This window comes from Micromonospora sp. L31 (assembly GCF_052068075.1).
Classification (GTDB): domain Bacteria; phylum Actinomycetota; class Actinomycetes; order Mycobacteriales; family Micromonosporaceae; genus Micromonospora; species Micromonospora purpureochromogenes.
Map to the genome: position 1 here is coordinate 86382 of NZ_JBQHDC010000010.1, position 23187 is coordinate 109568.

Sequence of the window (23187 nt, forward strand, 5' to 3'; positions counted from 1 at the left end):
ACGCCCCGGACGAGCCGGGCAGCGACAGCCCGGCCGGTTCGCGTACCGTTGCCGCTCATGGGTGTGTCGCAACGGTTGAAGAGCAGGTTCCGGCGGTTCCTCCAGCGCCCGGGGACGACGGTCGACCTGGCCCCGCTGGAGAAGTTGCTGCCGAAGATCGCCGCGCGCGAGGACGAGCTGTCCGCCCTCGACGACGCCGAGCTGACCGAGGCCGCCGGCGCCGCCACGGAGTACGCGGAGATCTGCGCGATCGGCCGGGAGGCCGCCCGCCGCGGGCTGGACCAGCGGCCGTACGACGTGCAGCTGCTCGGGGCGATGGCGCTGCTGTCGGGCAAGGTCGCCGAGATGGCCACCGGTGAGGGCAAGACGCTCACCGCCACCATCGCCGCCTACGGGCACGTCCGGTTGGGCAACGGGCCGGTGCACGTGCTCACCGTCAACGACTACCTGGCCCGCCGCGACGCCGAGTGGATGGCGCCGGTCTACCGGCTGCTCGGGCTGACCGTGGGCTGGGTCAACGAGGCCTCCACCCCCGAGGAGCGGCGCGACGCGTACGCCTGCGACGTGACCTACGTCGCGGTCAGCGAGGCCGGCTTCGACTTCCTCCGCGACCAGCTCGTCACCGACCTCGCCGACCGGGTCCAGCCGCCGCTGAAGACCGCGATCGTGGACGAGGCCGACTCGATCCTGATCGACGAGGCCCGGGTGCCGATGGTGCTCGCCGGCGCGGTCGCCGGCGAGCAGGACCCGGCGCACGCCGCCGCGGCGCTGGTGCGTGGCCTGCGCAAGGGCACGCACTACACCGTCGCCGAGGACGGCCGCAGCGTGGCGTTCACCGCCGCCGGCCTCGCCACCGTCGAGGCGAAGCTCGGCGACATCGACCTGTACGACACCGAGCACGTGGGGCAGCTCTCGGCGGTCAACGTGGCGCTGCACGCGCACGCCCTGCTGCACCGCGACGTCGACTACATCGTCCGGGACGGCTCGGTCGAGCTGATCGACGAGATGCGCGGCCGGGTGGCCCAGCGCCGCCGCTGGCCGGACGGCCTGCAGGCGGCGGTCGAGGCCAAGGAGGGCCTGGACGCCACGGCCGAGGGCGAGGTGCTGGGCACCATCGCCGTGCAGGCGTACATCGGGCTCTACCCGACGGTCTGCGGGATGACCGCGACCGCCGTGCTCGTCGGCGAGCAGCTGCGCGAGTTCTTCGGCCTCGAGGTGGCGGTGATCCCGCCGAACACCCCCTGTGTCCGGGAGGACGAGCCGGACCGCATCTACGCCACCCGGGCCGAGAAGGAGGAGGCGCTGATCGACGAGATCACGCGCTGCCACCAGGCCGGCCGGCCGGTGCTGGTCGGCACCCTGGACGTCAAGGAGTCCGAGGGGCTGGCCGCCGGCCTGCACGCCGCCGGGGTGCCCTGCGTCGTGCTGAACGCGAAGAACGACGACGAGGAGGCGGCGATCATCGCCGAGGCGGGCGCGTACGGCGCGGTCACCGTCTCCACCCAGATGGCCGGCCGGGGCGTGGACATCCGCCTCGGCGGCAGCGACCAGAGCGACCGGGACCGGGTGGCCGAGCTGGGCGGCCTGTACGTGATCGGCAGCGGCCGGCACGACAGCCGCCGGGTCGACGACCAGCTGCGCGGCCGGGCCGGCCGGCAGGGCGACCCGGGTGGCTCGGTCTTCTTCGTCAGCCTGGAGGACGACCTGGTGGTCCGGCACGCCGGCGACACCGTGCCGGCCTCGCCGCGGATGAACGCCGACGGCCTGGTCACCGACGAGCAGGTGGACTACGCCGTGGAGCACGCCCAGCGGGTGGCCGAGGGCGTCAACCACGAGATCCACCGCAACACCTGGCGGTACAGCGTGGTGATCGAGCAGCAGCGCAAGGCGCTCGCGGAGCGCCGCGAGCGGCTGCTCACCAGCGACGTGGCCGCGCTGATGCTGCTCGACCGGGTGCCGGACAAGGCCGGCGAGATGGACGAGGACCTGCTCGCCCGGGTGGCCCGGTCGATCGCCCTCTACCACCTCGACCGGCTCTGGGCCGAGCACCTGGCCGAGCTCTCCGAGGTCCGCGAGGGCGTGCACCTGCGGGCGCTGGGCCGCCTCGACCCGCTGGACGAGTTCCACCGGGCGGCGGTGCCCGCGTTCAACAACCTCGTCCCCGAGATCGAGACCCGCACCATCGCCACCTTCACCGAGACCGAGTTCGACGCCGACTGGGAGCCGGACGCCGCCAAGCTGGTGCGGCCGAGCGCCACCTGGACGTACCTCGTCCACGACAACCCGTTCGGCTCCGAGCTGGACCGGCTGATCGCCTCGGTCGGCCGGCGGCTCTCCGCCGCGCGCTGAGCGGTCACCGGGGTCCCTTCCGGCGCGGACCCGCGCCGGAAGGGACCCCTTTACGCGGTTTCGATCCTGGTTTGCGAGGGTAGAAGCCCGGGGCTCATGAGTCAGGGGAGATCACACGATGGGACAGGCAATGGGGCCGGTCGACGGGGTCGGTCGACGCGCGGGGGCCGTGCGCCGGTGAACCTGGACATGCGAGAGCCGACGATCGACACCCTCGGCGTGCTGGAGACCGCCGGCCTGCTGCGCGAGCTGACCGCCGGCCTGATCGCGGCCGACGACTTCGACGAGGCGCTGGCCCGGCTGGTGCGGATCGCCCGGGACGCCGTACCGGACGTGACCTGGTGCGGCTTCACCGCGCTGCGCGCCGGGGAGCCCGCCGGGGTGGCCGCCTCCGACCCCGGCCTGGCGGAGCTGGACGACCTGCGGCACGGCCCGGAGTCGCCGGCGATGAGCGCCATCGGGCGCCGGGAGATGACCGTCGCGCAGGATCTCGCCGTCGAGGAGCGTTGGCCGGGCTGGACGGCCCGGGCGCGGGGCCTCGGGGTGCGCGGGGTGATCTCCGCGCCGGTCGACGTCGACGAGCAGGCGATCGGGGTGATCAACCTCTACACCGACTCCGCCGGCACGTTCACCACCCGGCACCAGCTCACCGCGATGCTGCTCGCCGAGCACGCGGGCCTGCTGCTGGCTGCCGTGCGTGACCGGGTCAAGCAGGCCGAGCGGGCCGGTGAGCTGGACGAATCGCTGCTGGGGGAGGGCGTCGTCGGCCAGGCGGTCGGGGTGATCATGACCCAGCGCGGGTGCCCCGCGCCGGAGGCCCTCGACGTGCTGCGCAACGCCGCGTCCTCGCTGGACATCCCGCTGCGCGAGGTCGCCGAGCGGCTGGTCGCCACGGTGTCGCGTCCCCGGGAAGGTTGAGCGCGCCGTTTCGCCGGACTGGTGCCCGGGTAGCACCCTGGTTTCGTGAGCTGACACGAAATCTGGGGAGGAACCGATGGAGAGCCGGCTGCGGGTGCAGGGGCATCCGATCCAACCGATGCTGGTGACGTTCCCGTTCGGGCTCTTCGTCAGCGCGGTCCTCTTCGACCTCGCCGACGTGGCCGGCGGGCCGGCCTTCCTCGGCGAGGTGGGCTACTGGACGGCGGTCGCCGCCCTGGTCGCCGCCGGGCTCGCCGGGGTCGCCGGCATGGTCGACCTGTGGGACGTCCGGGCCGGCCGGACCCGCCGCACCATGGTCACCTTCAACCTGGCCAACGCCGGCATGGCCGCGCTGTTCCTGCTCGCCTGCCTGATCCGGGCCGACGCGCCGCAGCGCGGCGCCACCGCGGTCCTGGTGATCACCGAGTTGGTCGCCCTGGCCGTGGGCGCGGTCGGGGTCCGGCTGGGTGCCCGCCTGATGCGCCAGTTCGACGCCGACCGCCGGGAGCCGAGCGGCTTCGAGGCCTTGGAGGGCGTGCCGGCCGCCGGCGCCACCGTGGAGATCATCCGCCCCCGCGCCTGACCCCGCCGCTCGCGCCGGACCGCCCGCCGGCCCACGTCGGCGACGTGGCGGTGTCCCCCCCCAGGGCGGCCTTCTCCCCGATCCGGGGTCGACGCGGCCGGCGGAATCCGGTTGTCGGTCACCCCTCTGGCCCGGCAGGGTGGCCGGATGGCACAGCCCGCCTTCGCCGAACTGGTCGCCGAGGCGGCGGCCGCGCCCGTGCACGGCTGGGACTTCTCCTGGCTCGACGGCCGGGCCACCGAGGAACGCCCGCCGTGGGGCTACGCCCGGCTGGTGGCGGCCCGGCTGGCGGCGGCCTCCGCCGCCCTGGACGTGGACACCGGCGGGGGAGAGGTGCTGGCCGAGGCGCCGGCCCCGCCGCCGCTGCTGGTCGCCACCGAGGCCTGGCCGCCCAACATCGCGGTCGCCCGGCGTACGCTGCGCCGGGTCGGCGCCACCGTCGTCCAGGTCGGCCCGGCGTCCGGGCTGCCGTTCCGGGACGCCTCCTTCGACCTCGTCACCAGCCGGCACCCGGTCGCCACCGAATGGACCGAGATCGCCCGGGTGCTGCGCCCCGGTGGGGCGTACCTGTCCCAGCAGATCGGCCCGGGCACGATGCGGGAGTTGAGCGAGGCGATCCTCGGCCCGCTGCCGCCCCCGACCAGCCGGCAGCCGGAGCGGGCCGTGGCCGCCGCCCGGGCCGCGGGCCTGTCCGTGGTCCGCCTCGAACAGGCCACCCTGCGGGCGGTCTTCCACGACGTCGGCGCGGTGGTCTGGTTCCTGCGCAAGGTCGTCTGGACGGCGCCGGGCTTCGACGTGGACCGGCACCGGCCGCAGCTCGCCGCGCTGGACCGGCGGATCCGCGCGGAGGGGGCCTTCGTCGCCCACGCCCGCCGGTTCCTGATCGAGGCGGTCCGGCCGGCCTGAGCGGCGTCAGTGGGCGCGGGCGTGGTGGGCGGCGAGCACGTCGGCGCCGAAGTCGCCGGCCGGGCGGCGCAGCACCGTGTGCGCGTGGTTGCCGTCCTCGGTGGTGTTGTCGTACTCGATCAACAAGTTGTCGCCCTGCACCCGGTAGTAGTGCCGCCCACCCGGTCGGGTCGACCCGGCCCAGGCGAAGTGCAGCACGCCGCCGGCGAGCCGGTCCGCCTCGCGGACCGCCAGCTCGGCGGGGAGCCGGTCCAGGTAGAGCGCCACCAGCTGGTCGAGCAGGGCGCGGCCGGTGACACCGAGCCGGTCGCCGGGCACGCCCAGCGGGGTGAGCGGCCCGTCGACCGACGGCCGGGTGGCGCTCACGATGTCCGCCGGAGCCTCGTCGGCGATGATCGCGGCGGCCCGCCCGGCCGACCCGATCGCCTCCAGCAGCTCCCGGCCGAGGTCCTCCTCGATGCCGAGCGGGCGGGAGACGGGCCGCCCGGCGTGCCGGACGGTGGCCGGGTTGGCGCCGAGGAAGAGCGGGGCGGGGGAGACCTCGTCGTCGACCACCGTCATGCTCACCGACAGGTGGTGCCCCTCGAACCGCCACGCCCAGCGGTCGTCGCGGGCCGGGTCGCCGTAGAGCGCCACCCAGTAGTCGCCGCTGTGCCGGCCGCGTCGCCACTCCTCGGCCCGGTCCAGCACCTCCTCCAGCGCCACCACGGTCATCGCCTGGGCGTACGCCGGTGGGCTCAGCGCGGTGGCCAGCAGCCGGTGCGCCGCCTTGCGCCCGGCGCGGTCCAGGTCGGCCAGGCACACCCCGGGGCGGGGCCGGGGCCGGTACTCCAGCCACCGCCGGCCCTCGTCGTCGAAGGCGTGCCCGGCGGCGGCGCGGGCCGGCTCGTCGAGCGTGGCCAGCAGCGCGCCGGCCGCCGTGCGCATCCGCTCCGGTACGGGATCGTCCATGGTGCCGCCTCAGCGGGAGTTGAGCAGGGTGTCGCCCTGGTCGTTGGTCATGTTCACCGGCGGGCCGACGTCGACGTGGCCGATGAGCTCCTCGGTCTCACCGGCGCGGGCCAGGTCGAACATCCGATGGGCGAAGGCCAGCGTCTCGACGTCGAGGTCGTCGTCACCCGTCCAGGCTAGTCGGCCGCCGCGTTCGGCGGACTGGTAGCTTGCCAGCCCACGACGGGAGGGTCATGGACGACGTGTACGTCGGCAACGCGGGTGTGGACGGTGCCACGAACGCCGGTTGGCTGCTCGGGCACTTCATGCCCGTCGGCGACCCTCGGCACAGTGCCGAGGTCGAGGTGAAGTGGGGCGTGCACCCGCCGGGGGAGGCCCGCTCGCGGTGGGCCAGCCAGGAGCGGCGGATCGCGTTGCTGGTCCTGGTGAGCGGCCGCTTCCGGGTGGAGTTCCCGGACCGGACGGTGGTGCTGGGCACGCCGGGCGACTACGTGGTGTGGGGCCGCGGCGTGGACCACTGCTGGTACGCCGAGCAGGCGTCGGTGGTGCTGACCGTGCGCTGGCCCTCGGTGCCGGGCTACCGGGTGGACCCGCCGGTCTCGCGCTGATCCCCGGCATTCCGGTTGCCGTCCCAGCATCCGGTATTACCTACTAAACCTATAGGCTTTGACTCCTATAGTGGTGGCCGGACGCATCACCACGGGAGACCGCCATGACCGACCCGCACACCGACCTGCTCGCCGTCGCCGCCTCGTACGCCGACCCGGCCCGCTGGCCGGTGCCGCTGCGCTTCGACCCGGTCGAGCGCTGGTACGCCCGGCTCGCCGGCACCGACACGCACGAGGTCTGGGCGCTGAGCTGGCTCCCCGGCCAGGGCACCGACCTGCACGACCACGGCGGCTCCTCGGGAGCGTTCCTGGTCGTCGCCGGTGAACTCACCGAGGAGACGGTGTCCGGTGCACGGCTGCGCCCGCACCGCCTGGCCGCCGGGGCCGGGCGACGGTTCGGCCCGCGGCACGTGCACGTGGTGACCAACCGCGCCCACCAGCCCGCGGTCAGCGTCCACGTCTACCGGCCCGCGCTGCGCCGGATGACCCGCTACCGGCTCGACGCCGGCCGGCTGCGGGTCGCCGACGTGGCCGAGGCCGGCGTCGCCTGGTGACCCCCGCCGCCCCCACACCCACCCGCCGGCTCGTTCCTGGAAGGACCGCGAGGATGTCGCACCAGCACCACCACCCGAGTACCGACAGCCCGCCGGTGCCACCACCGGGATCCCGGGGCATCGACGAGATCCTCGCCGCCGCCCGCGCCCGGCTGCGCCGGCTCGACCCCGAGGCGGCGCACCTGGCGTACCGTGCCGGGGCCCTGCTGGTCGACATCCGGCCGGCCGCCCAGCGGGCCGCGCACGGCACCGTGCCGGGCGCGTTGGCCATCGAGCGCAACGTGCTGGAGTGGCGGCTCGACCCGCGCTGCCCGGCCCGGCTGCCCCAGGCGGTCGGCTACCACCTGCCGGTCGTCGTGATCTGTCAGGAGGGCTACACGTCCTCGCTGGCCGCCGCCGCGTTGCAGGATCTCGGCCTGCACCGGGCCACCGACGTGGTCGGCGGTTTCGTCGCCTGGCGCATCGCCGGCCTGCCCGCGCTCGGCCCGACCCCGCCGGCCGGCTCCCCGGCCACCGCGCCCCCGGTGACCGCCGGCCGGGCGCCGCGCTGACCGCCACGCTCCACCGGGCGTGGCGGACGACCCGTCATCTCAGGAGGCACCGATGTCCGTCGTCGCCATCACCTCGCGCCCGCACCCGCCGGGCCGCTCCGACCGGCCCGGGCCGCCCCGGCCCCGGTCCGCCCCGACGCTGACCATCACCCTCGACCTGGCCGCCGCGCCGCTGACGCCCCGGCTGGCCCGCCTGGTGGACCTGCTCGGCGAGCTGGCCGAGGCGGGGGAGGGCGTGGTCCGGCTGGCCGAACCGGTGCCGGTGCGGGCGGTCACGGCCGTGCCCGCGCCGGCCCCCGCCGACGAGCACCCGGACACGCTGCGGATCCTGGCCGGCTCCCGGGTGGTCCGGCAGGGCGACCGGGAGATCCCGCTCACCCGGATCGAGTTCGACCTGCTGCTCTTCCTCGCCGAGCACCCGCACCGGGTCTTCACCCGGCTCCAGCTGCTGGGCAGCGTCTGGGGCTACGAGCACGCGGTGGCCCGGACCGTGGACGTGCACGTGCGCCGGTTGCGCGCCAAGCTCGGCGCGGACACCCCGCTGGTGACCACCGTGTACGGCGTCGGCTACCGGCTGGCCGACGAGGCCCGGGTCCGGGTCGACCGGTTCCGCTGACCGGGCGCCGGCGCGGCGGGCCCGGGGGACCGTCCGCCGTGGTGCGTCGGGCCGGACCGGCCAATGTGAAACGAGCGGGTACCCCCCGTATCCGACCGCCCCGGCGACTCTGCTGTAATCATCTGGCTCGTACGCAGAGCGAGGGTTCGGCTGCGATGTGTTCGTCAATTGTCACATTCATGCAACGTGGCCGCCCCTTGACCCTCGCTCAGGGGCCGGGAAGCATCGATGAAGCGGCGTCCCGGGCCGTGGGTTTACCCGGACCAGCCAAGGAGGACCATGTCGGTCAGCCCCGCCTCGTCGCGCGCCGGATGGCATACGTCCCAACCTGCGGTTCCCGGTCGTCCCCCCGGCGGCCAGCGCCGCCCGGCGAACACGGCCGCACCCGTGCTCACCGTGACACTGTCCATCCCGTTGGCGTGTGAGGAGTCGTTGACCCCGCCGGCCCGCCGGCTGCTCGAGGCCGCCCGCGAGATGTTGGAACGCGGCGAGGGCACCATCATCACCAACGGTGTCCCCGCCGAGCGGCGGCCCGAGCCGCTGCCCGGCGGCCGGTCCCCGGCCCGGTCGCTCGCGCCGACCATCCCGGCCTTGCACATCCTGGCCTCCTCCCGGTCCGTGCTGCGCGACGGCGAGCCACTGCCGCTGACCCGGCTGGAGTTCGACCTGCTGCTGCACCTGGTGGCCCACCCGCGCCGGGTCTTCACCCGGTTGCAGCTGCTCAACGCGGTCTGGGGCTACGAGCACGCCGGGGTCCGCACCGTCGACGTGCACGTGCGCCGGCTGCGCGGCAAGGTCGGCGTGGACGTCCCCCTGGTGACCACCGTCTACGGGGTCGGCTACCGGCTCGCCGACGACGCCCGGGTCACCATCGACCGCACCGGCTGACCGACCGGCGCGCCATCGACCGCATCGGCTGGCCGACGGGCGCCATCGACCGCACCGGCCGACCCGGCCGGGTGACCATCGACCGCGCCGGCCGACCGGCCGGGGCACCATGGTCGGATGCGCGTCCGACCCATCTCGCCCGAGCGGCTCGTCGCCGAGCTGACCGAGCGGCTCCTCGCCGCCGCCACCGAGCCGGGCCTCCCGGCCGCGACCGGTGGCGGCCCCGACGCTCCGGCCGACCGGCCCGGCCGACTGCGGGTCGCCGTCGACGGCCCGCCGGCCGCCGCGCCGCAGCGCCTCGCTGAGGCGCTGGTCGACCCGCTGCGCGCGCTCGGCCGTCCGGTGCTGCACGTGCGCGCCGAGAACTTCCTGCGGCCCGCCTCGATCCGCTTCGAGCTGGGTCGGACCAACCCGGACGCGTACTACGAGAGCTGGACCGACGAGCCCGGGCTGCGCCGCGAGGTGCTCGACCCCGCCGGCCCGGGCGGCTCCGGGCGGGTGCTGCCCTCCCTCTGGGACCCGGCGACCGACCGGGCCAGCCGGGCCGCGTACGTCCCGCTGCCGCCCGGCGCGGTGCTGCTGGTCAGCGGGGCGCTGCTGCTCGGCGGCGGGCTGCCCTTCGACGTCGCCGTGCACCTGGCGCTCTCGCCGGCCGCCCTGGCCCGGCGCACCGACCCGGAGCTGCGCTGGACCCTGCCCGCCTTCGCCCGGTACGCCGACGAGGTCGACCCGGCCTCCTTCGCCGACGTGGTGGTCCGGGCCGACGACCCGCGGCACCCGGCTCTCGTCGAGCCGGACGAACCGGTCGACTGAGGCCGGAAAAACTCGTCGGTTTGATCCACTGCGGAGGTGGGTATTCGCCCGGCTCACAGAGCACGGGTGATCTCGCCCGTGCGGACCGTATCCGGGCGACCGGCCGAGCCGGCCGGAGCCCCACGAAAGGCAGGCAGCGATGCTCGTCCACGACACCGTCGGTACGGGCCGATCCCAGGCGGAGATCGACCAGATCCGACTCTCCCTGCAGGCCCGCTACGACGAGCTGTCCGCGGAGTACGAGCAGGCCGTCGCGCAGAGCCAGGTGCTGCGGCTCGTGGAGGTCGGCGACACCGCCGGCGACGACCAGGCCGACAGCGGCACCAAGACCGCCGAACGGGACACCGCGCAGTCGCTGCTGCGCACGATCCTCGATCGTCGCGCCCAGTTCGAGCACGCGCTGACCCGCCTGGACCAGGGCACCTACGGCTTCTGCGAGGGCTGCTCGGCGCCGATCCCGGTCGAGCGCCTGGAGATCTTCCCGTCGGCCACCTCCTGTGTGGCCTGCAAGCAGACGCGGGAGCGGCGGGCCGCCTGAGCGGCGGGCGTCGCGGTTGCCGGTCAGGTCCGGGCGCGGTGGACTCCTTCCATGGGTGACATCAAGGTGGGCACCGCGTCCTGGACCGACCGGACCCTGCTGGAGTCGGGGTGGTATCCGCAGACCGCGGACACCCCGGAGAAGCGCCTGGCGTACTACGCCCGGCGCTTTCCGCTGGTCGAGGTGGACGCCACCTACTACTCGCCGCCGGCCGAGCGGACCGCCCGGCTGTGGGCCGAGCGCACCCCGGCGGGGTTCACCTTCAACGTCAAGGCGTTCAGCCTGCTGACCGGGCACCCGACGAAGGTGTCCGCGCTCTACAAGGACCTGCGCCCGGAGACGGAGAAGAAGAACCTCTACCCGGACGACCTGCCCGCGCAGGCGTACGAGGAGGTGTGGACCCGGTTCCTGTCCGCGCTGGACCCGCTGGTGGCGGCCGGCAAGCTCGGCGCGGTGCTGTTCCAGTTCCCGCCCTGGTTCACCATCAAGCGGGAGAACAAGGAGTACCTGCTGGAGGTGGAGCGGCGCTGCCGCCCGCTGCGGGGGGTCTTCGAGTTCCGGCACGCCTCCTGGTTCGACGGCGCCAACGCCGACGAGACGGTCGCCTTCCTGCGCAAGCACCGGTTGCCGTACGTCTGCGTGGACATGCCGCAGGGCCACCGCTCCTCGGTACCGCCGGTGCTGGCCGCCACCGCGGACCTCGCGGTGGTGCGCTTCCACGGGCACAGCGACAAGTGGACCAGCAAGGACATCCACGAGAAGTTCGGCTACCACTACTCCGACCGGGAGTTGCGGGACTGGGCGCCGAAGCTGCGCGAGCTGGCCGACTCGGCCGGGCAGACCCACGTACTGATGAACAATTGTTACCGCGATTTTGCCCAGACCAACGCCGCCACCCTGGCCGGCCTGCTCGACGCCGCCGGCTGACGCGGTCGCCGGAGTTCACCCGGGCGGGGTGACGCCGGCTCACCCGATCGACGCCAAGCATGGGCGGTGTCTGCGGTCCGTCGACCGACGGAACCGTGAGGCCGACAGCGACGGAGGTGGCCCATGGCGGTTCGCGTCGTGACGGACAGACGACGTGGCGGGGTGCTGCACGTGGTCGGAAGGGCCGACGGCAACGCCCGCGAGCGACCCGGTCGGATCAGGCCGACCCGGCTGTGGCGGGGGCCGAGCGGGCCGCCGCGCCGCACCGACGACCGACGATGGGAAGACGACGCACGGGGGTGGACAGATGGCTGAGCAGCTGCAAGCGGCGTTCGAGTCCTCTTTGGAGAAGACGAACCTGATGCTCAAGGACATCGAACAGGCGTACGGTTGGCCCAAGGAGCAACGCAACCAGTCCTACTGCGCGCTGCGCACTGTTCTGCACCTGCTGCGCGACCGGATGCCGGTGCAGGAGAGCGTGGAGTTCGCCGCGCAGTTGCCGGTGCTGGTCCGCGGGATCTACTTCGACGGCTGGAAGCCGATGGACGTGCCGATCAAGCTCAATCGGGACGACTTCCTCCTCGAGGTCCGGCGGCACTTTCCGTACGACGTCGAGGGCGGCACCGAGCGCGTGGTGCAGGTGGTGCTGGACGCCCTGAGCCGGCACGTGACCCAGGGCCAGTGGGACGACGTGAAGGACAACATGCCCAGTGACCTGCAACGGATGATGCCGTGACCGGATGACCCATGGCCCGTCCCGCCCGTCCGGTGGGGCGGGCCGCTTCACTGCGTCCGGCTGACCGGCCGGCCCGCCCGCCGGGCCAGCCTCGCGAAGGCCATCGCGTCGACCACGGCGGCCCCGCCCGGGTCGTTGTTGAAGTAGACGTACGCCGGCTCGGCGTCGTCGAAGACCTCGGCGAGGCGGCGTACCCAGGAGGCGAGCGCGGCCCGTCCGTAGCGCGGCCAGGGTTGGGCGCGGCCCTCGTGCAGCCGCAGGTAGCCGAAGTCCGTGGTGCGCCACAGCGGGGTCACCGGCCGGCCCCGCCGGTCCGCCCAGACCAGCGCGGCCCGCCGGCGTTCCAGCACCTGCCGCACCGGCGCCGTCCACCAGGACGGGTGCCGGGGTTCCACGGCCACCCGCACCTCGGTCGGGAAGAGGCGCAGGGTGGCGTCCAGCGCCTCCGCATCGGCGGGCAGGTTCGGCGGGAGCTGCACCAGCACCGGCCCGAGCCGGTCGCCAAGCGCGGTGGCCCGGCCCAGGAACCGGGCGACCGGCTCGGCCGGGTCGCGCAGCCGTTTGATGTGGGTCAGGTAACGGCTCATCTTCACCGCCACGCAGAAGTCGTCCGGGGTACGCGCCCGCCAAGCGGCGAAGGTGTCCCGCTCGGGCAGCCGGTAGAAGGCGTTGTTCACCTCGACGGTGGCGAACCGGGTGGTGAAGTGCTCCAGCCAGAGCCGCTGGGGCAGCTTCGGCGGGTAGAAGCGCTCCCGCCAGTCGCGGTACTGCCATCCGGAGGTGCCGACCAGGATCATCGCTTCCGCCTAGTGCAGGCCCAGCGGGAAAACCTCGAACGCGGCGCCGTAGCGGACCCCGAGCCGGGTGCCGACCGGGCGGCTGATGCTCTCCAGGAACTCCGCCGGGTCGAACCCGCCGTCGCCGAGGCCCCGCAGGTAGGCGTCGTGCGCGCGCAGCGAGGCCAGCCCCGCGTCGAAGGTGGCGGTGACGTCCACCCCGTGCCGGGACAGCGGCGAGGCGGCGGCCCACACCTCCCGGACCCGGTTCCACGGCGCCACGCCGCCGGCCAGCTGCTCCGGGAAGATCCACCGGTTGCCGGCGTCGCGGGCCGCGTCGAGCACGGCCCGCCCGGTCGCGATGTGGTCGGCCTGGTTGAGCGCGTACGCCCCGTCCCAGGTGTCGCGGAAGTTGTTGGTGATCACCACGTCGGGGCGGTACCGCCGGATCACCTCGGCGATCGCCCGGCGCAGCGGCACGCCGTACTCCAGCAGCCCGTCCGGCTGGCCGAGGAACTCCACCGTGGTCACCCCGACCACGGCGGCCGAGGCCCGCTGTTCCTCCTCGCGGACCACCCGGGCCCGCTCCGGGGTGGTCCCGTCGATGCCGGCCTCGCCGCTGGTGACCAGGCAGTAGACGACCTCCTTGCCCTGCCCGGTCCACCGGGCGACGGCGGCGGCCGCGCCGAACTCCAGGTCGTCGGGGTGGGCCACCACGGCCAGGGCGCGCTGCCAGTCCTCGGCCAGCGGCGTCAGCGGTGCGGGCTGCGGCTGCCCCATGGTGACCTCCCTGCCGGACGGGCCGTCCCCCCATCCTGGCACCGCCGTCGCCGCCGCGCCCGGTTCGCGGCGCGCCGATGAGCCCCGGCGGGCCGGGCGAAGTGTCCCGCTCGCCGGGTCCCGCCGTCTACGGTGTGGTTAGAGAAGATCGCGCGTGGGGTACCACCCGCTGCACGACGGACCCCGCCTGTGGCGGGGCGGCACACCCGAGGGAGCACCCATGGCACTCAACGACGACGACATGCAGACCACCAGCGGCGGCGGCCTCGAGGGCCCGGCCGACGGTGGCGCGACTCCGGGTCAGCAGGACGGCGGCGCCGACGGCGGCGCGGACCGTGGTGCGGAGCGCGGCGCCGACCAGGGCGCCGACCGGGGTGCCGAGGGTCCGGCCGACGGTGGCGCCACCCCCGGCCAGCAGGACGGTGGCGCCGACGGTGGTGCCGAGGGTCCGGCCGACGGCGGCGCGACCCCGGGCCAGCAGGACGGCGGCGCCGACGGCGGCGCGCGCTGACCAGCTCATGACGATCATCGACCCGCCGGGCGGTCACCGCCGCCCGGCGGTTCCGTCCGCCGCCGAGGCCCTGGCGCGCTGCGTCAGCGTGGAGCCGGCGAAGTTCGCCGCCGCCCACTGGGGACGGGCCCCGCTGCTCTCCCGCGCCGACGAGCTGCCCAACCCCGACGGCTTCACCGACCTGCTCAGCCCCGCCGACGCCGACGAGCTGCTCAGCCGCCGGGGTCTGCGTACCCCGTTCCTGCGGGTGGCCAAGGACGGCCAGCTCGTGCCGGCGGCGCGCTACACCGGCGGCGGCGGCGCCGGCGCCGAGATCACCGACCAGGTCCTCGACGAGAAGGTGCTGGAGCTGTACGCATCCGGCGCCACGCTGGTGCTCCAGGGACTGCACCGCACCTGGCCCGCCCTGGTCGACTTCGCCCGCGACCTCGGCGCGGCGCTCTCCCAGCCGTTGCAGGTCAATGCCTACCTGACTCCGGCCGGCAGCCAGGGCTTCGCCACCCACTACGACACCCACGACGTCTTCGTGCTCCAGGTCGACGGTCGCAAGCACTGGCGCATCCACCCGCCGGTGCTGCCTGACCCGCTGGAGCAGCAGCCCTGGGGCGGGCGGGCCGACGAGGTCGCCGCCACCGCCGACGGTCCCGCCGCGCTGGACGTGGTGCTCGCCCCCGGCGACGCGCTCTACCTGCCGCGTGGCTGGCTGCACAGCGCGCAGGCGCAGGAGTCCAGCTCGCTGCACCTGACCGTCGGCATCCGTGCGCTGACCCGGTACGCCATGGTGGAGGAACTGCTCACCCTGGCCGCCGAGGACCCCCGGCTGCGTGCCGGGCTGCCCTTCGGCACCGACGTCGCCGACCCCGACGCCGTCGAGCCCGAGCTGACCGAGACCGTGGAGGCGCTGCGGGACTGGCTGCTGCGCGTCGACCCGGCGGCGGTCGCCGCCCGGCTGCGGCAGCGCGCCTGGCCCGCCGCCCGGCCGGCCCCGATCCGGCCCCTCGCCCAGGCCGCCGCGCTCGCCGCGCTCGACGCCGACAGTCGAATCGCCCCGCGGGCCGGGTTGCGCTGGCAGCTCACCGCCACCGACGACCACCGGGTGGCGCTGCGGCTGCCCGACCGGACCATCACCCTGCCCGGCACCTGCGAGCCGGCGGTGCGCACCCTGCTCACCGACACCGTCACCCGGGTGGGCGACCTGCCCGGCCTGGACGACGACGCCGACCGGCTGGTGCTGGCCCGCCGGCTGCTGCGCGAGGCCGTCGCGGTCCCCGCCTGACAGCCGCTGCGCCTCGGCGGGTCCACCGAGCCGACCGGGCGGCCCGCCGCCCGGTCCCGCCGGACCGCCGGGTTCAGCGGGTCGACACCAGCAGGGCCACCGTGGTCGCCACCCCGGCGACCAGCACGATCGCCATCGGCCGCGGCCCCAGCAGGGCGTGCCGCCGGTCGGCCAGCCGCTTCGCCGGCGCCAGGCCGGCCAGCGGTCCGAGCAGCGTCACGACCAGGGCCAGCACCGGCATCCCCACCGCCAGGTCACCGCCGTAGCGGTGGCCGAGCGCGCGGGCGCCCACCCCGAGGCCGTACGCCACCAGCGCTCCCGCCACCCCGCAGAGCGCCAGCAGCGGGTTCACCGACGCGGGCAGCTCACCCGGCTGCCCGGCGCGGTCCAGCAGCTCCCGCACCCCGCGCAGCGACGACACCGGGTCACCGGCCGCGTCCCGGGCCGGCCCCGGCGCCGGGCCGAGCCGCCGCCCGCCCAGTCCCAGCCGGCCCCGCAGCTCCGCCCAGAGGTGCCCGACCTCGGCGTCGACCCGCTCCACCATGGACCGGGCCTCGGTCACCTCCGCCTCGGCCCGGCGGAGTTGCGCGGTCGCCTCGGCCACCGCCCGTTCGGCGGCGGCGCACTGCTGGTCGTGCCAGGCCTGCGCCTCGGCCCGCTGGGCCCGGACCCGGCCGGTCAGCTCGGCCAGTCGGCGGACGTGGGCGGCGTACGTGTCACTGGCGACCGGTTCGTTCATCGCGACGGACCATAAGGGATGATCACCTGTCCGGTGCGGTGCACCGCCCGGTCGAAGAAGAGCCCGCGCCACGGACGGGGGTACCAGTCCGGGCCGCCGGTGCCGGGGTAGAGCGAGGAACCCAGCTCCGCGCCCTGCACGTCGAGGGCGACCCAGGCCCCGATCTGGTCGGTGCGGGCGGCCGGGCCGCCGAGGTCCACCCGCATCCGGGCGATCCCGCGCCACCAGGCCAGCACGTGGGTACGCCGCTCCGGCCCGTCGTGCAGGATCCGGCGCAGCTGCTCCAGCCCGCTGCGCCCGCCGGCGGGCGCAGCCAGCCGTCCGGCCGCCGCGTCCACGGCGAACAGCAGCAGGTAGTGCGGGGTGCTCGGGGTGCCCGGCCGGCCCAGCGCCTCGGCCGTCTCGGCCATCAGCTCCGGCACCGTCTCCTCGTCGTACCAGGCCGCGTCGTCGGCCAGGTCCTCGTAGAGGGCGCGGGCGGCCGGGTCGGCGTCCGGGTCGAGGCAGGCGATGGAGAACCGGGCGGTACCCGGGCGGTGCTGGCGGGCCAGCGACCGGGCGGCGGCGTCGAGCACCGCGCACGCCTCGTCCACCCGGGTGCCCAGCACCGCCAGGTTGCGCCCGGGGGCGCGGGGCAGCCGCAGCGCCGCCGAGCGGGCCTGCACGTCGATGATCTCGCCGAGCAGGGCGACCGGACCCCGGGGCGGCGGGGTGTCGCCCTGCGGGGTCAGCGCACGGTAGTCGGGCGCGTCGACCAGCCGGGGGACGGCGTCGCCGTCGAAGAGCCGCGCCGGCGCGGCGTCCTGCGGCCGCATCCGCCACAGCCGGTGCTGCAGTTCGCTCCAGGTCTCCCAGTCGCTGGCCGACGGGATCCGGGCCACCTGGTTGCCCTCGGTCATCCCGGACTCGGCGTTGACCACCGCGTGGTGCCGGGGCAGCGCCTGCGCCGCATCGTTGCGCTCGGCCAGGATGCGCAGCGCCTTGGGCAGCGCGATCCGCAGGGTGAACTGCGCGACCAGCGCGGGCCGCCCCCAGAGCGCCTCGATGCCCCGCACGTCCTGCGAGGCGAGCACCAGGTGGATGCCCTGCGACCGGCCCCGCCGGGCCAGGTCCTCCAGCAGGTCGGCGGCCTCCCGGGCCACCACGTCCCGCCCGGCCAGCAGCGCCTGGAACTCGTCGACCACCGCCACGATCCGCGGCCAGTGGCCGGTCGGGTCCACCGACCGCAGCTCGGCCAGCTTGGTGACCTCGTGCTTCTTGGCGGCGTCGGCCCGCCGGCGCAGCTCCTCGGCGAGGAACCGCAGCAGGGCCAGGCCGAACTCCCGGTCGGTGTTGACGTTGATCCCGACCAGCCGCATGTGCGGCAACCAGCTCGGGTCGCGCCGGCCCTGGGCGAACCGGGCGAAGGACACCCCCTCCTTGAAGTCGAGCAGATAGAACTCCAGCTCGGCGGGGGAGTAGCGGGCGGCGAGCGCGCCGATCCAGGCGAAGATCAGGTTGGTCTTGCCGGTGCCGGAGGGGCCGCCGATCAGCGCGTGCGGCGGGTAGTCGCCCAGGGTCAGCAGCACCGGTCGCCCGTGCGGGCCCTCGCCGATCGGCGCGGTCAGCCCGTGCGCCGAGTCCTCCTTCCACATCTGCTCCGGCGGGGGCAGCAGGTCGGTGAAGGGCGTCGGGGGCGGGCCGGCGTTGACCCGGGAGGCGATCTCCCGGCAGGTCTCGGTGACCAGCGTGGCGGGCGGCGGCGGGTCGAGGCGTACCGGCAGGCCGGGCGGGGCGCCGACGCGGGCGTCGCCCGGCTCGGCGACGACCCGGGTGACCGTCGGGTCCTCCGGCAGCGGGATGCCCCGGACCACCAGGTGCACCCCGCAGGCCGCCCCGGTGCGGACCACCCGGTCCAGCTGGCCGCGTTCGTGCCGGGACAGCTCGTCCCCGCCGAGCAGCACCGCCACCCGCCACGGCTCCGGCCGGCGACCGGTCGCCGCGGCCAGCTCGCGCAGCGAGGCGTACTCGCCGGCCAGCACCGTCTCGTTGATCCGGCGGATCTGCTCCACCAGGTCGTCGAGCAGCCGGCCGAGCCCGCCCGGACCGACGAAGGTGAGCAGCCCGGCGGTGCCCAGCGGGGCGAAGCCGGCCAACCCGCCGCCCAGGTGCTCCGGGTCGTAGCCGTACAGCCGCACCGCGCCCGGGTCGGCCCGACCGACCCCGCGCAGCAGCAGCGCGCCGACCACCGCGTCGGCGCCGTCCCGGTCGCCACCGGACAGGTGCACGTGGCCGGCGTCCAGCAGCGGGACCAGCGCCGGGACCGGTTCCGCCCCGGCGATGCGCAGCGTGCCGACGCGTACCGGACCGACCGGCTCGCCGCGCCCGGCCGGGGCCGCCCGCCAGGCCGTCCACGACGCGGACGCCGCGCCCGGCGCCTCCCGCAGCGCGGCGGCGGCGGCCCGGCGGGCCAGCTCGGCGATCCGCGCCGCGTGCCGGTCGTCGATCTCGGCCAGCCGGCGGTCGCGTTCCGCGCCGACCCGCTGCGGCACCGCCGCGGCCGCCCGCCGCACCCGGACCAGCCGTTCGCGGGCGGCGGTCAGCTCCGTCTCGGCGCCGGCCAACCGGGTACGCGTCGCGCCGAGGGCCTCGGAGAGCATCCCCCGTACCCGCGTGGCCAGTTGGCTGCGCAGGTCAGCCACGGTGCCCACCGTCGGGCCGGCGCCCGGCGACCGGCGCGGCGGCGGCCGGCGCCCGGCGGGCGTCGGGCTCGTCGCGGGGCAGGTCCCGACCGAGCCGGGCCAGCAGCACGCCGGTCACCACCCCGGCGGTGACCGCCGGGTCGGCGGCGTGCGGCTGCTCGCCGGCGCGGGGCGGGGGCATCCGGCAGACCCGGGTGAGCAGGGTGTCCAGCACCGGCGGCGGCAGCCCGGGGAGCAGGTCGCGGACCCGGCCGTCCAGCTCGCGCCGCAGCCGGCCCAGGTCGTCGGCGCGCGGCGGGTGCCCGAGCAGTTCCCCGGCCAGGTCGCGCAGCAGCGGCGGGGCCACCGCGGCCAGCCCGAGGCCGACGTCGGCGTGCGCCGTGCGCAGCTCCCGGTGCAGCCGGTCCCGGTCGCCGGAGCGGACCCCGGTGACCACCCGGCGCAGCAGCTCCCGGGAGTCGGCGATTCGCTCGTCCGGCTCGTCCGGCGGGCCCTCCCGGCCTCCGGTCAGCTCCGCCACCCGCACCGACCACCAGCGCTTGACCGTCGGGTCGGCCGATGGCTGCGGTGCGGGACCGCTCGGCGGCGCGGCGTCCGCGCGGGGCGCGTCGTGCCTCGGCTCGCGGCGGGCCGGCGCCGCGGGCGGCGCGCCGTCGGGGGCCAGCCCGATCGCGGCCAGGTACGCCGACAGCTGCTCCTGGGCCACCCGCAGCGCGTGCCCGGCGGCTTCGGCGTGCTCGGTGGCCGCGGAGAGCTCCGGCACCCCCATCGGGTTGGCCGACTCCTGCCGGACCCAGCGCAGCCGCTCGGTGGCCTGCCCGAACTTCTCCAGGGCCTGGGCCAGCGGCGCCAGCGGCAGCTCCTCGGCGGCGGCGCGCACCTGCGCCCCGACGTCCTCGATGATGGACACGGCCGCCCGCTCAGAGCGTCGAGACGTAGAGCTGCGCCTGCTCGACCGCGGCGAGGGTCGCGGCGAGGCACTCCTCCAGCTCCTGGCCGGCCTGGGTCAGCGAGGCCTGCGCGCTCTCCACCGTCTCGTGCCCGCTGCCCTCCAGCGCCCCGGCCAGGGTCTGCTGCGCCTCGGAGAGCTTCTCACCGGCCGCCTGCACGGCTGTCTGCCCGTCACCGATCTGTTGGAGGGCGACCTCGATGGCTGCCTTCAGCTCGGCGACGCTCGCCACGGTGACCTCCTGGGGGCGGGGAGACGTCCATTACAACGCATACCCGTGGGTAGCGAACATCCGCCCTTGTCGCCGTTCCCGCCCTGGTGTCCGGTTACCCCCGTGACCTGCGGGAAAGCGCCCGCCGCCGGACCGTCCGGTCCCACCAGGGGATCCCCCGGTCCCGCTGACGGGACCGTCCGACCGCCGCGCGAACTCCCTGCTCACGGGGGCGGGCCGGCGGATCAGGTGGTCGGGTGGGTGTGCTCGCGCAGCCAGCGCGGGCCGTGCAGCTCCGCGCCGAGGGCCGCCACCCGGTCGCGCAGCTCCCGGTCGGAGGTGACCACCAACCGGCGCCGGTCCGGCGCGTCGCGCACCAGCGCCACGATGGCGTCGTCACCGGAACCGGGCGCCGGCACCGTGTGCACCCCGACCACCCCGGGCACCTCCCGCGCCGCGCCCTCCACCACCAGCACCACCTCCACCGGCGGCGGCAGCTCCGGCGGCAGCCCCCGGTCGGCCAGCGGCGCCAGGGCGTCGCGCAACCGGGCCGCCGCCCCGGCCCGGTCCCGCCACCAGCCGTCCGGGCGGGAACCGACCACGTTGGCGCCGTCGACGATCAGCAGCGGGCGGGAGTCCATGCCCCCCACCCTGCCATCCCCTGGCGTTTGTCGCGCCGGCCGCCGGGTAGCCACCGGCGACCGTGCCGCGCCCGCGGTGTCGCCCTCGGCGACCGTGCCGCGCCCCGACTGCGGAGGACAGAGATGATGGGACCCGGTGACTACGGCTCCGACCCCTGGGACGAGTTCCTGGCCCGGTACTTCGGCCGGGGTGAGGGCGGACGCCGACCGGCCCACCGGGTCGACATCACCCGGCTGATGACCGCCGACGCCCGGGAGATGCTGGCCGACGCGGCCCGGCGGGCCGCCCAGAAACACAGCAACGACCTGGACACCGACCACCTGCTCTGGGCGGCGCTGCAACGCGAGCCGCTGCGCGACCTGGTACGCCGGGCCGGCGCCGACCCGGACGCCCTGGTCAACGCCCTCGGCGGGCGGGGCGACGGCGCGCCCGGGGGCGAGGTGCCGACGAACCTGTCGCTCACCCCCGCCGCCAAGCGGGCGCTGCTCGACGCCCACCAGCTGTCCCGGGCGATGGGGGCGAACTACATCGGCCCCGAGCACATCCTGATGGCGCTGCCGCTCAACCCGGAGTCGCCCGCCGGCCGGATGCTCGCCGCCGGCCGGATCCAGCCCGAGTCGTTGCAGGCGGCCAGCGCGGAACGCGGACCGATGGGCGGGCCGAAGCCCGACCGGGGCACCCCGACCCTCGACCAGTACGGGCAGGACCTCACCGAGCTGGCCCGGATGGACCAGATCGACCCGGTGATCGGGCGGGCCGACGAGATCGAGCAGGCCGTGGAGATTCTGTCCCGGCGGACCAAGAACAACCCGGTGCTGATCGGTGAGGCCGGCGTCGGCAAGACCGCGATCGTGGAGGGGCTGGCCGAGCGGATCTGCGACGGCGACGTGCCGCAGACCCTGCTCGGCAAGCGGGTGGTGCAGCTCGACCTCGCCGGCCTGGTCGCCGGCACCCGCTACCGCGGCGACTTCGAGGAACGGCTGAAGAAGGTCATCGAAGAGATCCGGGCGCACCGGGACGAGCTGATCATCTTCCTGGACGAGATCCACACCCTGGTCGGCGCGGGCGGCGCCGGCAGCGAGGGCGGCATGGACGCGTCCAACATGCTCAAGCCGGCGCTGGCCCGCGGCGAGCTGCGGGTGATCGGCGCGACCACGCTGGACGAGTACCGCAAGAGCATCGAGAAGGACGCCGCGCTGGCCCGCCGCTTCCAGCCGGTCCTGGTGCCCGAGCCCAGCGTCGAGGACACCGTCACCATCCTGCGCGGCCTGCGCGACCGGTACGAGGCGCACCACCAGGTCCGCTTCACCGACGAGGCGCTGGTCGCGGCCGCCGAACTCGCCGACCGCTACGTCACCGACCGCTTCCTGCCGGACAAGGCGATCGACCTGATCGACCAGGCCGGCGCGCGGGTACGGCTGCGCACCCGCACCCCCGACGCCGACGTGCGCGAGCTGGAGCAGCAGCTCGACGAGGTGCGCCGGGACAAGGAACAGGCGGTCGCCGACGAGCAGTACGAGCGGGCCTCCGCGCTGCGCGACCGGCTCGCCGAGGTCGAGGAGCAGATCCGCCGCGCCCGGGGCGACGAGGGCACCGGCCGCGTCCCCTCGGTCGGCCCGCAGGAGATCGCCGAGGTGGTCTCCCGCGCCACCGGCATCCCGGTCAGCCAGCTCACCGAGGAGGAGCGGGACCGGCTGCTGCGGCTGGAGGGGCAGCTGCACGAGAAGGTCGTCGGCCAGGACGAGGCGGTCACCGCGGTGGCCGAGGCGGTTCGCCGCTCGCGTACCGGGTTGGCCGACCCGAACCGGCCGATGGGCAGCTTCCTCTTCCTCGGCCCCACCGGCGTCGGCAAGACCGAGCTGGCCCGGGCCCTGGCGGAGGCGCTCTTCGGCGAGGCCGACCGGATGGTCCGGGTCGACATGAGCGAGTTCCAGGAGCGGCACACCGTCGCCCGGCTGGTCGGGGCGCCCCCCGGCTACGTCGGGTACGAGGAGGCCGGCCAGCTCACCGAGGCGGTGCGCCGCCGCCCGTACGCGGTGGTGCTGCTCGACGAGATCGAGAAGGCGCACCCGGACGTCTTCAACATCCTGCTCCAGGTGCTCGACGACGGCCGGCTCACCGACAGCCAGGGCCGGACGGTGAACTTCAAGAACACCGTCCTGATCATGACGAGCAACCTGGGCTCGGAGCTGATCACCGGCACCACCCGCGCGGTGGGCTTCGAGGCCGGCGCGCCCGGCGGCACCCAGGAGAGCGACGAGCTGCGCGAGCGGCTGATGCGCCGCCTCCAGGAGAACTTCCGCCCGGAGTTCCTCAACCGGATCGACGAGACGATCATCTTCCGCCGGCTCGAGGCCCAGCAGCTGCGGCAGATCACCGAGCTGCTGCTGGAGGAGACCCGCCGCCGGCTGCACGCCCAGGACGTCCAGATCGAGTTCACCACCGCCGGCGTCGACTGGCTCGCCGAGCACGGCTACCAGCCGGAGTTCGGCGCCCGGCCGCTGCGCCGGGTGATCCAGCGGGAGGTCGACAACCGGCTGTCCCGGATGCTGCTGGAGCACCAGATGTCGCCGGGGCAGAAGATCACCGTCGACGCGCGCGACGGTCAGCTCACCTTCGACGTGGCCGCGGGAGAGCGGGACTACAGCCCGGCCTCGACGTCCCACCCGCGATGACCCGGAGGA

General features: G+C 75.3%; 24 protein-coding genes. 16 read left to right on the top strand and 8 right to left on the bottom strand.

Features of this window, described 5'->3' with window-relative positions:
- Positions 1–57: 57 nt before the first annotated feature.
- The 4 genes from secA2 to ACTMS9_RS24315 all read left to right on the top strand — a co-directional run bounded on the left by secA2 (position 58) and on the right by ACTMS9_RS24315 (position 4756).
- Positions 58–2349: an accessory Sec system translocase SecA2 gene (gene secA2 / locus ACTMS9_RS24300; protein WP_441166102.1), complete on the top strand. Its 2292-nt coding sequence runs from the start codon at positions 58–60 to the stop codon at positions 2347–2349.
- A 177-nt stretch (positions 2350–2526) separates the two neighbouring features.
- On the top strand, positions 2527–3267 hold the full coding sequence (locus ACTMS9_RS24305) for an ANTAR domain-containing protein (protein ID WP_441148201.1): 741 nt from the start codon (positions 2527–2529) through the stop codon (positions 3265–3267).
- A 76-nt stretch (positions 3268–3343) separates the two neighbouring features.
- Positions 3344–3850, top strand: a complete 507-nt coding sequence (locus ACTMS9_RS24310; RefSeq protein ID WP_441166103.1) for a DUF2231 domain-containing protein — start codon at positions 3344–3346, stop codon at positions 3848–3850.
- A 147-nt stretch (positions 3851–3997) separates the two neighbouring features.
- Positions 3998–4756, top strand: coding sequence for a class I SAM-dependent methyltransferase (locus tag ACTMS9_RS24315; RefSeq protein WP_441166104.1), 759 nt, complete (start codon positions 3998–4000; stop codon positions 4754–4756).
- Positions 4757–4762: 6 nt separating this feature from the next.
- Here the strand turns inward: ACTMS9_RS24315 and ACTMS9_RS24320 are convergent, their stop codons facing one another.
- Positions 4763–5707 carry a DUF3500 domain-containing protein gene (locus tag ACTMS9_RS24320; RefSeq protein ID WP_441148198.1) on the bottom strand — a complete coding sequence of 315 codons (945 nt, stop codon included), beginning with the start codon at positions 5705–5707 and terminating at the stop codon, positions 4763–4765.
- Positions 5708–5940: 233 nt separating this feature from the next.
- Here ACTMS9_RS24320 and ACTMS9_RS24325 point away from each other — a divergent pair, with 233 nt between their 5' ends.
- The 9 genes from ACTMS9_RS24325 to ACTMS9_RS24365 all read left to right on the top strand — a co-directional run bounded on the left by ACTMS9_RS24325 (position 5941) and on the right by ACTMS9_RS24365 (position 11938).
- On the top strand, positions 5941–6315 hold the full coding sequence (locus ACTMS9_RS24325; protein WP_441148197.1) for a signal peptidase I: 375 nt from the start codon (positions 5941–5943) through the stop codon (positions 6313–6315).
- Between the two features lie 104 nt (positions 6316–6419).
- Positions 6420–6869: a cysteine dioxygenase gene (locus ACTMS9_RS24330; protein ID WP_441148196.1), complete on the top strand. Its 450-nt coding sequence runs from the start codon at positions 6420–6422 to the stop codon at positions 6867–6869.
- A 53-nt stretch (positions 6870–6922) separates the two neighbouring features.
- Positions 6923–7420, top strand: coding sequence for a rhodanese-like domain-containing protein (locus tag ACTMS9_RS24335; protein ID WP_441166105.1), 498 nt, complete (start codon positions 6923–6925; stop codon positions 7418–7420).
- 19 nt (positions 7421–7439) lie between these two features.
- Positions 7440–8036 carry a winged helix-turn-helix domain-containing protein gene (locus ACTMS9_RS24340; RefSeq protein ID WP_441166106.1) on the top strand — a complete coding sequence of 199 codons (597 nt, stop codon included), beginning with the start codon at positions 7440–7442 and terminating at the stop codon, positions 8034–8036.
- A 279-nt stretch (positions 8037–8315) separates the two neighbouring features.
- Positions 8316–8924 (top strand): winged helix-turn-helix domain-containing protein, encoded by a 609-nt coding sequence (locus ACTMS9_RS24345; RefSeq protein WP_210778335.1) that lies wholly within the window; start codon positions 8316–8318, stop codon positions 8922–8924.
- A 117-nt stretch (positions 8925–9041) separates the two neighbouring features.
- A complete protein-coding gene (locus ACTMS9_RS24350; protein ID WP_441166107.1) occupies positions 9042–9737 on the top strand; it encodes a uridine kinase in 696 nt (231 codons plus the stop codon).
- Between the two features lie 139 nt (positions 9738–9876).
- Positions 9877–10275 (top strand): TraR/DksA family transcriptional regulator, encoded by a 399-nt coding sequence (locus ACTMS9_RS24355; RefSeq protein WP_441148192.1) that lies wholly within the window; start codon positions 9877–9879, stop codon positions 10273–10275.
- Between the two features lie 51 nt (positions 10276–10326).
- A complete protein-coding gene (locus ACTMS9_RS24360) occupies positions 10327–11202 on the top strand; it encodes a DUF72 domain-containing protein (protein WP_441166108.1) in 876 nt (291 codons plus the stop codon).
- A gap of 307 nt (positions 11203–11509) precedes the next feature.
- Entirely contained in the window at positions 11510–11938 is a 429-nt protein-coding gene (locus tag ACTMS9_RS24365; RefSeq protein WP_441148190.1) for a DUF2267 domain-containing protein, read from the top strand.
- A gap of 47 nt (positions 11939–11985) precedes the next feature.
- Here ACTMS9_RS24365 and ACTMS9_RS24370 read toward each other — a convergent pair whose 3' ends face one another.
- Both ACTMS9_RS24370 and ACTMS9_RS24375 read right to left on the bottom strand, forming a co-directional pair.
- On the bottom strand, positions 11986–12735 hold the full coding sequence (locus ACTMS9_RS24370) for a DUF72 domain-containing protein (protein ID WP_441166109.1): 750 nt from the start codon (positions 12733–12735) through the stop codon (positions 11986–11988).
- A gap of 9 nt (positions 12736–12744) precedes the next feature.
- Positions 12745–13494, bottom strand: coding sequence for a PIG-L deacetylase family protein (locus ACTMS9_RS24375; protein ID WP_441148189.1), 750 nt, complete (start codon positions 13492–13494; stop codon positions 12745–12747).
- A gap of 220 nt (positions 13495–13714) precedes the next feature.
- Between ACTMS9_RS24375 and ACTMS9_RS24380 the strand changes: the two genes are divergently transcribed.
- Together ACTMS9_RS24380 and ACTMS9_RS24385 are read left to right on the top strand one after the other, a co-directional pair.
- Positions 13715–14005: a hypothetical protein gene (locus tag ACTMS9_RS24380; RefSeq protein ID WP_441148188.1), complete on the top strand. Its 291-nt coding sequence runs from the start codon at positions 13715–13717 to the stop codon at positions 14003–14005.
- Positions 14006–14012: 7 nt separating this feature from the next.
- Positions 14013–15281 (top strand): cupin domain-containing protein, encoded by a 1269-nt coding sequence (locus ACTMS9_RS24385; RefSeq protein ID WP_441148187.1) that lies wholly within the window; start codon positions 14013–14015, stop codon positions 15279–15281.
- Between the two features lie 73 nt (positions 15282–15354).
- Here ACTMS9_RS24385 and ACTMS9_RS24390 read toward each other — a convergent pair whose 3' ends face one another.
- The 5 genes from ACTMS9_RS24390 to ACTMS9_RS24410 all read right to left on the bottom strand — a co-directional run bounded on the left by ACTMS9_RS24390 (position 15355) and on the right by ACTMS9_RS24410 (position 20502).
- Positions 15355–16020, bottom strand: coding sequence for a hypothetical protein (locus ACTMS9_RS24390; protein WP_441148186.1), 666 nt, complete (start codon positions 16018–16020; stop codon positions 15355–15357).
- Positions 16017–18701: an FtsK/SpoIIIE domain-containing protein gene (locus tag ACTMS9_RS24395; protein WP_441166110.1), complete on the bottom strand. Its 2685-nt coding sequence runs from the start codon at positions 18699–18701 to the stop codon at positions 16017–16019. Before ACTMS9_RS24395 ends, ACTMS9_RS24390 begins: the two co-directional genes overlap by 4 nt.
- Positions 18694–19611 carry a hypothetical protein gene (locus ACTMS9_RS24400; RefSeq protein WP_441166111.1) on the bottom strand — a complete coding sequence of 306 codons (918 nt, stop codon included), beginning with the start codon at positions 19609–19611 and terminating at the stop codon, positions 18694–18696. Before ACTMS9_RS24400 ends, ACTMS9_RS24395 begins: the two co-directional genes overlap by 8 nt.
- A 10-nt stretch (positions 19612–19621) precedes the next feature.
- Positions 19622–19882 (bottom strand): hypothetical protein, encoded by a 261-nt coding sequence (locus tag ACTMS9_RS24405; protein WP_441166112.1) that lies wholly within the window; start codon positions 19880–19882, stop codon positions 19622–19624.
- A 224-nt stretch (positions 19883–20106) separates the two neighbouring features.
- Positions 20107–20502, bottom strand: coding sequence for a hypothetical protein (locus ACTMS9_RS24410; protein ID WP_280837595.1), 396 nt, complete (start codon positions 20500–20502; stop codon positions 20107–20109).
- A gap of 123 nt (positions 20503–20625) precedes the next feature.
- Here ACTMS9_RS24410 and ACTMS9_RS24415 point away from each other — a divergent pair, with 123 nt between their 5' ends.
- Positions 20626–23178 (top strand): ATP-dependent Clp protease ATP-binding subunit, encoded by a 2553-nt coding sequence (locus ACTMS9_RS24415; RefSeq protein WP_441166113.1) that lies wholly within the window; start codon positions 20626–20628, stop codon positions 23176–23178.
- The last annotated feature ends 9 nt before the right edge of the window (positions 23179–23187 follow it).